The sequence below is a fragment of the Paenibacillus sp. FSL H7-0918 genome (genome assembly GCF_038007025.1).
In the GTDB taxonomy this organism is placed as follows: Bacteria; Bacillota; Bacilli; order Paenibacillales; family Paenibacillaceae; genus Paenibacillus_AQ; species Paenibacillus_AQ odorifer.
On record NZ_JBBOWJ010000002.1, the window covers coordinates 81,466 to 94,354 of the forward strand.

Below are 12,889 nucleotides of genomic sequence, written 5' to 3' on the forward strand. Positions count from 1 at the left end.
CTCTCCATCCTCTCATTTACACAACTACTTAAGCTTTAACCGCACCTGCCAATGCACCGTCAACGATATACTTTTGAATGAAGGTGTATAGGATGATAAGCGGTGCAGATACGATCATGATCCCGCACGCCAACATAGGCCAGTTGTTTCCGTATTGACCGCGGAATTCTTTAAGCCCGAAGGTGATTGGATAGTTTTCTGGACTCGGTAAATACATGACCGGCCCCACGAAGTCATTCCAGATACTAATTGCTGTTAGAATAACACCTGTAGCAATTACTGGTTTCATAAGTGGCATGATGATCTGGAACAAATAACGCATATATCCAGCGCCATCCATACCTGCTGCTTCATCCATCTCCCGGCTAATTCCTTTGATGTAACCTACAAACATCATGAACACGATACCCGTTCCGCCTGTTTTAAGGAGAATGTAACCCAGCTTCGTGTCATAACCTACAAATCCTAGCTCCTGTTTCATGGTAAGCATCAGCTTGAACTGTGCGACCATTGGATTCGGCAGGAACTGAGACATCAAGAAGAACAAATAAATAAACCCGCTCCACTTCACATAATTTCTCGCCACCGGGAAGGCCCCGAATAACGAAACAATTAGGGTCAGCACTGTTGCTACGGCTGTATACAGCAGACTGTTTATGAAATAATTAGAGAAATTACCCTGTAGCCAAGCTTCTTTATAATTATCCCATTGAATACTTTTTACGAGACCGATAGGATCTAACAGATATTCTGTAAAGGACTTGAATGAAATATTGATTACAAATAACAACGGCATGATATACAAAACAAGCAACACTGCAATCAGAATATAAGAGAGAGTTTTGGCGGTTTTGGAATCCTTCATTAATATTCCACCTCTCTCTTACGCATTTGTTTCACTGCAAATACTACAAACACCAGAATCATAAGGAACTGAACCACGGAAAGCGCGGAAGGAAGTCCCATCTGTAGAGAACCACGGAACGTCTCTTTATAAACGTCATATGCCATCGTTCTTGTGTTAAAGCGACCGTCCGTAGTTGCGAGAATAATATCAAAGGTGGACATCGCACCGATAATAGACAAAATAATGTTAATCGTAAAGGATGGAGCGATAAGTGGGAATGTGATATTTTTAAAAGATTGCCACTTCGTAGTTCCGTCTATATATCCAGCCTCATACAAATCTTTCGGTACGGATTGTAGTCCCGCAAGGAAAATCAACATCGAATATCCCATATACATCCAAATTTGCGTAAATATAATATAACCGAACGCATGAGTGAAGCTTCCAAAGAACATATCTTTATAACCGAACAAAGAATCATACAGTTGGTTAACCGGACCACTCAGCGGATCGAACATCATGCCCCATACCAGTGCAACTACCGCCACACCAAGCACAACCGGTAAAAAGAATACCGCGCGATAGAAATAATCACCTTTCAGCTTCTGATTGATAACTACGGCCATAAGCAGACCGACACCGTTCTGTACAATGGTTACAATGACCATGAAATAAATAGTACGTATAATGGAATCCCAACGCTCGCCTGAATTTCCTGAGTAAAATACATCATAATAATTGTCAAGGCCTACGAAACTCATCTTGCTTCCAGGAACGTTAGTGATATCTGTAAATGAATAGATGACCGTCATCATAGATGGGCCAAAATAGAAAATTACATACAATGATAATGGAATCATTAGCAGCAGAAGCGGTATATATCGTTTAAAACCTTTCCCGAACGGATACATTTCTCTCACCTACCCAATCCTAATTCAATAAAATGATCGGGGCCTGCACAAAACAGACCCCGAAGCTGTAAAACATGTTTGGTGTACAGTATGTTGTAGATTCTTTTTTATTTATTGGGATAGCTACTTATTTAGGTGCTGCTGCTTCCCATTCTTTTTGTTGTACGTCTGCAAGCTCTTTAGCGGTTTTAAACTCGCCGCCTGGTGCCAAATACTCAGTGTGAACGCCTTCAGCTGCAATGTGTTCACCAACGTTGTCACGGTTAATCATCATAATTTCATAAGCAAGTTCGAAATCTCCAGTCATGTATGGAGCAAGTTCTTTGTCAATAAAATCACTTTCAGTGGCAATATTGTCTTGTGTAGGCAAGAATCCTGCTGCTTTAACATATTCTGTGTAGTTTTCTGGTTCAGAGAAGAATTCCAGCCATTTCAAAGCGCCTTCTTTGTTCGGGCCTTTTTCTGCTGCATACCAAGTTACATCGTATTTACCGACAAGAGAATTATTCTTAGCAGCATCTTCTGTAGCTGGGATTGGGAAGTAACCAAATTTCACATCTGGATTTGCTGCCGCGATCGTAGGAGCATCCCAAGTTCCGTCAGCAATCATAGCTGCTTTTCCTGTTGCGAAAAACGAAGGTGCTGTTGCATAGTCGATACCCAAGAAACCGTCGATGATGTAGTTATCTTGAAGCGTCTTCATTTTCTCCAATACTTCTACAGCCTCAGCATCGTTAAATGCCGAAGTTCCCTTCCAAACGCCCTCAATCCATTGTTGTTGGTTGCCGCCACCCAGAATCTTAGCTTGCAAACCGAACACTGGCAGTTTCAATGGCCATACGTCTTTACCAGCCACTACGATTGGAACAATACTCTTAGCTTTCAATGTATCTAGAACACTAATGAACTCTGTCCAAGTTGTAGGTACAGTCAGACCGTTTTGTTCAAAAATTTCTTTATTATAGAAGAATCCTGACATTGCTACTTTACCGGTTGGGATTGCATACACTTTATCTTTATAAGTGCCGGCTTTAGCAATATCATTCGCATTGTAGTTTTTAACGAAAGCTTCGTTGCTCAGATCAGCAATCAGTCCGGAATCAATCCATTGTTGCCAGTCTGGCACTTTCGCACCTGGTGTCCAATCTTTCGGGGACAATCTCATACCGGATAGATCGGCAAGAACATCTACGTCACCAGCAGTAATTCTTGCTCTTTGTGCTTGTTTGAATTCATCATCCGGACCCGTGGTTGTGTACTCCACTTTGTATTCCGGATATTTTTCTTCAAACTTTTTATTAATTTCTGTAATGACCTTGTTAATATTCTCTTGTTTCCAGTGTAAGATCTTAATCACTTTCTTATCACCAGATGCAGGCTTGTTTGTTCCGCTGCCCGGAGTAGCCTCACCATTCGCGTTGTTATTGCTGTTTCCACATGCTGCTAATGAGAGCACTAGCGCTGAGCTCAACAATACCGCAGAAAGCTTCTTTACCATTTTGTTACCCCCCAGATAATTTGTTATGACCCTTTTAACGAAACCACATGCTAATTTCTGAAAATCACGAAACAGTAAGGACGATATCACAGAAAGCGGTTTCGGTGTTTTTATTATTACATCGTTATTTGTCTTTGTAAAGTCTTTTTTCTTTGTTCGTTTTTGAACGTTTTTTGAACCAAATATTCAAAAAAGCCTTTAAAACCAAGCATAATCCTAGTTTAGGAGTAAACATTCCATTGACTATAATCTTATTGAACTATAAAATAAGTAACGAAACTATTTCGTAAATCATAAATTCAAGTCATAAAAAATAGCCTTGAGTAGATTTTAAACATATATTACGGAAGATTTTTCACTATAAGGGGGACTTAATTTGGCCTACAGCATCAAAGATATAGCGAAAATTGCTGGAGTTTCTGTTTCGACAGTATCCAAAATCATTAATAACTACAGTGATATTTCGGAAGATACCAAGACAAGGGTTCAACAAATTATAAAAGAAACTGGATATACCCCCTCCAATTCAGCTAAAACATTGGCTACGAAATCATCCAATCTAATCGGAGTGATTTTTGCCGGAATGCTGAATGTCGACTTTACCCACCCTTTTTTCATCGAGGTGCTAAATTCATTCAAAAAACAAATGGGACTACTAGGTTACGACCTTATCTTTTTTTCCAATGAAAAATTCCAAAGTGGCGATACTAACGATTATCTTGCCCGTTGCCAGCATTTTAATGTAGATGGGTGTGTGCTTCTATCCGGACAGGAGCTAGAAACCTCTATCAGCGAATTAGACAACAGTGCAATTCCGTGTATCGGCGTAGATTTAAAGCTGACCGGTGACAACTCTGGTTTTATCATGTCGGATAATTTCAAAATGTCCTCCAAAGTGGTGGAACACTTTTACTTACTGGGCTATCGAGAGCTTGGCTATATCGGCAGTTCCTCAGATTCAGACATCTCCAATATGCGCGAAAGTGGTTATCGCAAAGCTCTTGAAGATTTAGGACTGCCTATTAACGAGAATTGGTTCTTAAACGGAAGTAACTTCTTTGAGGCCAGCGGGTATGAGACGATGCGTAGAATGATTGAGAATGGAAATTTACCTAGAGCGATCTTCGCGGCGTCCGATCAGCTTGCTATAGGGGCGATGCGTGCCCTTAAAGAGGCTTCTATCGCCGTTCCTGAAACTGTCGCAATTATTGGCTGTGATGATATCGAGGCCTGCAATTATACAACACCCCTATTGACTACCATCCGCCAAAATAAAGATAAGATCGGCCGCCTAGCAGCGCTAATGCTATATGATCTAATAAACAACCAATCCGGCACGAGTTCTTTCAGCGTGGAGCCCGAGCTTATCATTAGAGAGTCCTGCGGCGCTCCTGAACGGGGGCTAGTGTAGTCTTTCTTAGCATATAGTCATAGGGCACAGTAAAATCCATTACTTTTCCTGATTCATAAAAAAGAAGCTGCCCCAAGTAGAATTCACTACTTTTGAGACAGCTTCTTTTATTATAAAGATTATAATAGCAGGAATCTTATAGATCGAAGTACAAGGCGTATTCATGTGGATGAACACGAATGGCAACCTCTTGTGCTTCAGAACGTTTCAGAGCAATATAGTTATCGATGAAGTCCTTAGTAAATACGTCGCCTTCTGTTAGGAACTCGTAATCAGCTTCCAAAGAATCAAGCGCTTCGCTCAGGCTGCCTGGAACGCTGCGGATTTTTTCTTTATCTGCATCAGACAATTCATAGATGTTCTTATCCAGAGGACCATAACCCAGTTCTTGCGGGTTAATCTTGTTCTTGATTCCGTCCAGGCCTGCCATCAGCATTGCGGAGAATGCCAAGTAAGGGTTAGCTGTGGAATCCGGTGTGCGGAATTCGATACGACAGCCTTTTGGTGTCACAGCTGCTACCGGGATACGAACTGCTGCAGAACGATTTCCTTTGGAGTAAACCAAGTTAACCGGTGCTTCGTAGCCAGGAACCAGACGTTTAAAGGAGTTGGTGCTTGGGTTAGTCAAAGCGATCAATGCTGGTGCATGGTACAAAATACCACCGATATAATGAAGAGCCATTTCGCTCAGGTTAGCATAAGCGCCTTTTTCGTAGAACAAAGGAGTGTCTCCGTCAAAGATGGATTGATGCACGTGCATTCCGCTACCGTTATCACCGAACAGCGGTTTTGGCATGAAGGTTGCTACCTTGCCATACTGACGTGCAGTGTTTTGTACAATATATTTATAAGTCATGAGATTATCAGCAGTTTTCTTCAAGGTATCAAAACGGAAGTTAATTTCCGCTTGACCTGCAGTGGCTACTTCATGGTGATGACGTTCAATGCGTAGTCCAACTTCAGCGAGCAGACGGCACATTTCACTGCGGATATCCTGTTGGGAGTCAACTGGTGCTACAGGAACATATCCGCCTTTAACACCAACTTTAAATGCCAAGTTGCCGCCCTCTTCTTTACGACCCGTATTCCAAGCCGCTTCTTCAGAATCTACGAAGAATGAGGATCTGTTCATGCCACTTTCGTAACGAACATCGTCAAAGATAAAGAATTCTGATTCAGGCGCGAAGAATGCAGATGTACCTACTCCGCTTTTTTGCAGGAATTCTTCTGCTTTCACAGCAATACCGCGAGGATCGCGCTCATAACGTTCGCCATCAGGAGTGAAAATGTCGCACATCACGTTCAGCGTTGGATGAGCTGTAAACGGATCTATGAATACACTATTCGGATCAGGCATCATAACCATGTCTGATTCTTCAATACCACGGAAACCTTTGATGGAAGAACCGTCGAATGCTACCCCATTTACAAAAGTTTCATCTTCCACTTCAGAAGCTGGCAGAGAGATGTGGTGGGCACGACCACCTAAATCTACGAATCGAAAATCTACCCACTCGATATTGTTCTCTTTAATTGTTTGCAACACTTTTTCAACCGACATGAATTTTTCCTCCCCCAAGTTCCGAACATTAGGCCGCTCACAGTATGCAAATGTTCTTGTTTTAATTTTTTTTGCTGTCGTAATTATAAATCTCATACCTAACATCGTCAATGCTTATGTCAGGTATTTCTTTCAGCAATGTAAGATATTCTAACGCTTTCGTGAAATCTGTTATTTTCGCATATTTCCATGTCACATTTATTTTATCCAACTCCAAAAAAACCCTCTTTTCCCACTAGCTCGCGGGTTAAGAGGGCTTCCGAGGAAGCTATTAGATTAAATTTTATAGGACCGAAACCGCTTCTGGCGAAGTTGAAAACTTACGTCCAACAATTGGAGCCAGCTTTTCCAGATCCTTAAGCAGGTTATCAAACTGATCAGGAAATAACGATTGAACACCATCACCTGTCATGGAATTGTCCGGATCTGTGTGCATTTCAATAATTAGACCATTTGCGCCAGCAGCAACAGAAGCTTTGGCCATAGGCTCAACTAACTCACGACGACCGGTTCCGTGACTTGGATCAGAGATTACTGGAAGATGGCTTAAGCTTTGTAGCACAGGAATAGCCGATAGATCCAGCGTGTTACGAGTGTAGGTCTCAAATGTGCGAATCCCGCGCTCACAGAGCATTACATCCTTATTACCGCCTGCCAAAATGTACTCCGCTGCATTGAGCAACTCATCGTAGGTCGCACTGAAGCCACGTTTTAGAAGAACAGGTCTGCCACAGGTCCCCAGCTTGCGCAGCAAATCAAAGTTCTGCATATTCCGTGTACCCACCTGCAGAATATCCGCATGCTCCGCACAGATATCAACATACTCTGGTGTCATAACCTCTGTAATGGTCAACAGCCCATGACGCTTTCCTGCTTCAGCCATCATAGTCAAACCTTCCACACCTACGCCTTGGAAGCTGTACGGTCCTGTACGGGGCTTAAACGCGCCTCCACGAAGTACCTGAGCACCAGACGCTTTAACAAGCCGGGCGATCTCATCAATCTGCTCTGGAGACTCAACGGCGCAAGGTCCGCCCATGATCACCAGGTTTTCTCCACCAATCTTCACACCCTTGATATCAATAATCGTATCCTCAGGATGGAAATCCCGGCTGGCCAGCTTGTAGGATTTGGAGATCTTCACGACGTTCTCTACACCCTTCATTTGCCGCAAATGCTCGGCGAGCTTAGGAGTGACGCCTCCCACTAAACCTATCACCGTGTGATCTGCTCCTCTGGAGAGATGCACCTGCAAACCTTCTTTTTCGATTACGGCAATTATATCTTTAACCTGCTCTTCCGGTGTTTGATTTGATGTAATGACGATCATATTTATAACTCCCTCTCTACATTTAAAATTTATAATAATTCCGCTAAGTACTATCGCGCTACGACGCGTGTTCGCTTTTAAGCTTTTATGCTTTTAATCACTAAAGCAATTTTACCTCAAAAAACGATTATAGTCAATCTATATTCTAATTCCTATGCCGGAAGCGTTCTTTCGATAAAAAAGAGCACTTAACCTCGACTGACGAAGTTAAGCGCTCTTGTTGCAGCGTTCATAATATATAAGTTCGAGCCTAGCCCATTACATTAAGTAGTACTTGCACTCTTATTCTTAACCGGTGGCAGCAGCTTCGCCATATTCACTGTACGTTTGATCTCCCACGTCTCCGGATTAGCCGAATCATACTGATCTAAGTAGTTAATCACTTCTTTGGTGATAGGTGTAGGTGTGGACGCGCCAGAAGTGACCCCGACGATATTTACACCCTCTAGCCATTCTGTTTGGAGTTCAGACACATCAGAAATACGATGGGCAGGAACCCCAGCGATTTCTTCCGACACCTGTGCCAGACGATTGGAGTTGTTGCTTCGCGGATCACCGACAACAATCACCAGATCACATTGCCCCGCTTGTTCCGCCACAGCCTCTTGACGTACTTGGGTAGCCATACATATCTCATTATGCACTTCAGCACCTGGGAAGGTCTCTAGAAGCTTTTTCATGATGTGTTTAATATCCCACTGGCTCATAGTAGTCTGATTCGTAATGACAATACGTGAAGAAGAGATGGATAACGTAGCAATCTCATCTTCTTTTTCAATCAGATGCACATGCTCAGGGGCAATACCCACAGCACCCTCCGGTTCCGGATGGCCTTTTTTGCCGATATAAATGACCTCATAACCGTCATCTACTTTTTCCTGAATAAGATCATGGGTCTTCGTGACATCAGGACAGGTAGCGTCGACCGTAGTTAGACCCTTGTCCCTAGCCATCTTGCGTACCTCAGGAGAAACCCCGTGTGCAGTGAATATGACAGTCCCACTATCCACTTTATCCAGAATATCCAGACGATTATGTCCGTCCAAAGTAATAATGCCATCATCTTCGAACGAATTCGTGACATGACTGTTATGAACAATCATACCCAGTATATAAATCGGCCGGGGAAGATCGAGATTTTGCGCAGCCTGCCGTGCCATAACCATTGCATCGACAACTCCGTAACAATATCCCCGGGGAGAGATTTTAATGACTTCCATGAGTTCACCAGCTTTCTGCTTTCATTGACCTCTGTAATAGGACACTTCTAAATTATACCCTATTCCAGCGGCGGAGCAAAGAGAAGCGGCAACCATATGACAAAAGTGGTACCCTCGCCTTGGCGTGTAACAACCTCCACAGATCCACCATGCTCGTCAATAATCCACTTAGCAATGGATAAGCCAAGCCCAATCCCTTCAGTAATTCCACGCGATTCATCTGCACGATAGAAACGGTCAAAGATATATGGAACCTCATCTTTATCCATACCAATCCCTGTATCAGTGATCCGAATGCCAATCTGATTCTGATAGAAGAGGGTATCCAAACTCACGATGCCTGAAGGCGTGTACTTAAAAGCATTATCAATAAAAATAAAGAGCATTTGCTGTAGATAATCTTTATTCCCAACTATATATTTGCCATTTAAGACTGACATATCACCTGTAACCCACTCGGCTTGACGGGGCAGGAAAGAGGCGCGGCGCGCAATCTCATTCATCATCGGTTCCAGTGCCACGGGCTCTATATCAAAAGTACGTCCAGTATCCGCACGCGCGAGCGAGAGCATATCCGCTACCAAGCGGCTCATACGCTTAGACTCGTCTGCGATATCCTGCACCGATTCAAGCGATAGCTGGCGAATCTCAGCTTCACTCATCTTCCCTTCTCCGGGTTCCATCTCCCAAACCTTTTGCAGCAGATCAATATTTCCGCGGATCGTAGTGAGCGGTGTCCGAAGCTCGTGTGAAGCATCTGAAACGAAACGGCGCTGAGCCGCATACGAATCCTCCAGCTCTGTGTAGAATCCTTCCATACGCCCAAGCATACTGTTAACGGTCTCAATAAGTCTTCCTATCTCGTCTGGCGGCCCATCGTATTCAATCCGCGAGCTTAAATCATTCCCCGTCTGAATCCCATTCGCAGCTTCAATTACTTTGCCGATTGGACTCATGGATTTGCGCGCAAGGAACAAGCCGAAGGTAAATGCCGCGATCAGGGTAGCAAAAGAACCTACGAGTAGTATATTTTTTAAACGCTCCAAGAGCTTGTCTTCCGAATTTGACGGTGTTGCCACCTGCAGAAGGGCCACAGGACTCTTATTCAAGTCATATATCGGTATCTGATAAACCATCAAATGATATCCGCCAAGCGTAGTCTGTTTGAACCCGTGAGCTTTATCAATATCTTCCAGTTTCGGTACTTCGAATTGGATATCTAGATAATGCAAGTTCTCTGACTTTTGCAGGTTCTCATTATTATAGATATAGGTTTGCACCAGAATATTAGCTTCCTCCAGTTTGTTGCCGAAGAAGGGGTTTATGCTCACACTTTGCAATGAACCGTCATACGCCCAGTTAGGATTGAGATTGGTTACAAGCTGCTCACCCTGTTTTTGTATACGATCCTTCAAGTCCCCATAAGTATTAAAATAAACAAAACCGTAAATTGCGGCTGATAAGGCCAGCAGCATAACGGCCAAAATCCCTGAATACCAAGCAGTCAGCCGCAATCTTATAGACATGTTAGTTGTCACCTCTTAGAATGTAACCGGCACCCCGGATCGTTTGAATGAGGCGTTTACCGCCATGCTCCTCCGTCTTTTGACGTAGCATAGCTATGTATACCTCAAGCACATTAGATTCACCGCTATAATCATAACCCCATATTTTATCCATGATCAGATCCCGAGAAAGCACACGTTTCGGATTTTGCATAAAAAGATGAAGCAGCTCAAATTCCTTTGCTGTTAGCTCCAGTCTTTTACCGGCGCGGGTAACCTCACGTGAATCCACATCCAGCGTAATATCTTCATAAGAAACCGCTTGCTCTCCACCTTCGTTTTGCTCACTCTTACGCCGAAGCAGCGCACGTACACGTGCAAGCAGTTCTTCCAGCGCGAAAGGTTTAACCAGATAATCGTCCGCACCCAGATCAAGCCCTTTTACACGGTGCTCAATTTCATCCTTCGCGGTAAGCATGAGAACAGGAACATTACTGCCCCCTTCCCGCAAGCGGCGACATACTTCAAAGCCATCCACCTGAGGCATCATTACATCCAAAATTACCACATCCGGATCACTGCTCAAGATTGCCCGTAATCCATCCGCTCCATTCACCGCTGTTTTCACATCGTAACCTTCAAAAGCTAAACCTCTACGCAGCATAGAAATAATCTTTTCGTCATCATCAATAATTAGAATATTCGGTCGCATCAAGCAGCCCCCATTGTTCAGTTCTTTTTATATATTGTAGCAGTTTACATCACAATTAGACAAAAACGGAAGGGTCGCCCCTTCCGTGTGACTTACCGTCCGGTATTATTGCTGCTGACTTTGTTGTGTAGTCGTTGTATCAAAATCATTTTTGTTACCGATGGTAACTGAGAGATCCATGGTTTTACCGTCGCGCACAACATTTAATGTTACTTTGTCACCAACTTTTAACGTTTGAATGAAAGTAATCAGATCTTGGTTGGTTGCATACTTCGTTCCATTCGCACCGGTAATGATATCGTAAGGGCGCAGGTCAGCGGTATACGCTGGGGATTTATAGATGATATCTGCAACCACAGAACCTTCTTTAATATCCGTACCCATTTGCTTAGCAACCTCATCTGTAATCGTCATAAGAGTTGCACCAATGAAAGGTACTGGCTCTTTCGGAATGGCTTGGTTGGCTTCCAGTTTATCTACGACTTCTTTAATCGTATTCACAGCGATTGCGAAACCAATACCTTGAGAATCCGTGCTGACGGCTACGTTCATCCCAATTACCTGCCCATTCATGTTGAGCAACGGCCCACCTGAGTTACCCGGGTTGATAGAAGCGTCGGTTTGCAGCAGGTTTTTGTAATTACGTGTTCCACTGCCATCTTCTTCGTTAATATCAATACTGCGTCCTTTTGCACTAAGAACACCGGAAGTTACAGTATGGTCGAAGCCTTGCGGGTTACCGATAGCAACCACTTCTGAACCTACCTTTATGCTATCCGAATCTCCCAGTGCTACTGTAGGGAAATCACTATCTCCTTCAATTTTAAGCACAGCCAAATCCAGATCTTTGCTAGAACCTAGCAGCTTCGCTTCATAAGGCTTGGTTACGCCATCCACGGTGACTTGGATTACATCGGCATTGTCAATTACGTGCTGGTTGGTCAAAATATAGCCGGATTTCTCATAAATGAAGCCTGTTCCAATTCCATAAGGGATAAGCTGTGATGAAGAATCCGATCCTGATTTGGAATCCTGTTCATTTTGGGAAGAACCATTTCCACTGTATTGATCCCCGAAGAAAAATTGTGAGAAGGGATCACTCAGATTCGGGCTGGATGAGCTTCCATTACGCGAATTAGATTTAACTAGTGTCTCAATCTTAACAACTGCTGGTCCCACCGCATCAACAACACCTGTCACATCACGAGATCCAGTCACCAAGGATGTAGTAGAAGTAGAAGGCGCAACACCTGCACTCTCGCCCGTTGTCTTCGCCGTTCCATTCGTTCCGGAGCTAGCAACCGTTGTAGCTGTATCTCCCGTAAACCAGTTACCTCTGTCTGCCATATACATTGAGCCCGAGAGAACGACCATACCGGCTAGGAATGATACCAGCACTGTTTTTAACGAGCTTTTTGGTTTTTTATTATATTGCCAGCCACCGCCACCTTCAGAACCGCCACCGCCATTTCCTCCGCGGCCACCACCATTGCCATCATAGCCAGTGGTGCGAAGCGATGTGTTATAAGGTAATGGCTTTACAGGCTGTGGAGGTGTAACCTCGACACGTTCTGGCTCCATCCGATTGTAGTGCTGTGCGCCGCCGTCAGCGTTATTCTCATCTTTGTTCAAAGATTTAAAAGGTCCGTAAGAATAGTAGTATGATGATGATCCTGCTTCAGATGAATTATTATTATTGCTGCTATTGTTATTATTGTCCCATTCCCGATCTGGTGCTGGTCCATTGTCGCGATTGAAGTTGTTTTTGTTATCGTCCATGTTTATCTTTCCTCCTGCTTCCTGTCGCCGTGACAAGGATTAATTTGTTTTCATGTTCTTATTTTGTACTTTAAACCTTAAGGTCACATTAAAAACAATTTAAGCGCAGATAAAA

10 protein-coding genes are annotated in these 12,889 nt (G+C 43.5%); 1 reads left to right on the forward strand and 9 read right to left on the reverse strand.

What is annotated here, in order from left to right:
- Positions 1-28: 28 nt before the first annotated feature.
- From MHI15_RS14445 to MHI15_RS14455, 3 genes are all read right to left on the reverse strand, one after another.
- On the reverse strand, positions 29-865 hold the full coding sequence (locus MHI15_RS14445; RefSeq protein WP_341164538.1) for a carbohydrate ABC transporter permease: 837 nt from the start codon (positions 863-865) through the stop codon (positions 29-31).
- Positions 865-1,758 (reverse strand): carbohydrate ABC transporter permease, encoded by an 894-nt coding sequence (locus MHI15_RS14450; RefSeq protein ID WP_076126435.1) that lies wholly within the window; start codon positions 1,756-1,758, stop codon positions 865-867. Before MHI15_RS14450 ends, MHI15_RS14445 begins: the two co-directional genes overlap by 1 nt.
- A 127-nt stretch (positions 1,759-1,885) precedes the next feature.
- Positions 1,886-3,256, reverse strand: a complete 1,371-nt coding sequence (locus tag MHI15_RS14455) for an ABC transporter substrate-binding protein (protein ID WP_076126433.1) — start codon at positions 3,254-3,256, stop codon at positions 1,886-1,888.
- 376 nt (positions 3,257-3,632) lie between these two features.
- Between MHI15_RS14455 and MHI15_RS14460 the strand changes: the two genes are divergently transcribed.
- Entirely contained in the window at positions 3,633-4,667 is a 1,035-nt protein-coding gene (locus MHI15_RS14460) for a LacI family DNA-binding transcriptional regulator (RefSeq protein WP_076101584.1), read from the forward strand.
- 136 nt (positions 4,668-4,803) lie between these two features.
- Here MHI15_RS14460 and glnA read toward each other — a convergent pair whose 3' ends face one another.
- The 6 genes from glnA to MHI15_RS14490 all read right to left on the reverse strand — a co-directional run bounded on the left by glnA (position 4,804) and on the right by MHI15_RS14490 (position 12,774).
- Positions 4,804-6,228, reverse strand: coding sequence for a type I glutamate--ammonia ligase (gene glnA, locus MHI15_RS14465; protein ID WP_036684454.1), 1,425 nt, complete (start codon positions 6,226-6,228; stop codon positions 4,804-4,806).
- Between the two features lie 283 nt (positions 6,229-6,511).
- Complete coding sequence (gene aroF / locus MHI15_RS14470; protein ID WP_076126429.1) at positions 6,512-7,558, reverse strand: 3-deoxy-7-phosphoheptulonate synthase; 1,047 nt, start codon at positions 7,556-7,558, stop codon at positions 6,512-6,514.
- Positions 7,559-7,821: 263 nt separating this feature from the next.
- The gene (locus MHI15_RS14475; RefSeq protein WP_076126427.1) at positions 7,822-8,778 is read right to left on the reverse strand and encodes a 4-hydroxy-3-methylbut-2-enyl diphosphate reductase; all 957 of its coding nucleotides are present in this window, start codon (positions 8,776-8,778) and stop codon (positions 7,822-7,824) included.
- A 59-nt stretch (positions 8,779-8,837) separates the two neighbouring features.
- Entirely contained in the window at positions 8,838-10,304 is a 1,467-nt protein-coding gene (locus MHI15_RS14480) for a sensor histidine kinase (RefSeq protein ID WP_341088754.1), read from the reverse strand.
- A gap of 1 nt (position 10,305) precedes the next feature.
- The gene (locus tag MHI15_RS14485; protein WP_076126423.1) at positions 10,306-10,995 is read right to left on the reverse strand and encodes a response regulator transcription factor; all 690 of its coding nucleotides are present in this window, start codon (positions 10,993-10,995) and stop codon (positions 10,306-10,308) included.
- A 105-nt stretch (positions 10,996-11,100) separates the two neighbouring features.
- A complete protein-coding gene (locus MHI15_RS14490) occupies positions 11,101-12,774 on the reverse strand; it encodes a S1C family serine protease (protein ID WP_076126421.1) in 1,674 nt (557 codons plus the stop codon).
- Between the last annotated feature and the right edge of the window lie 115 nt (positions 12,775-12,889).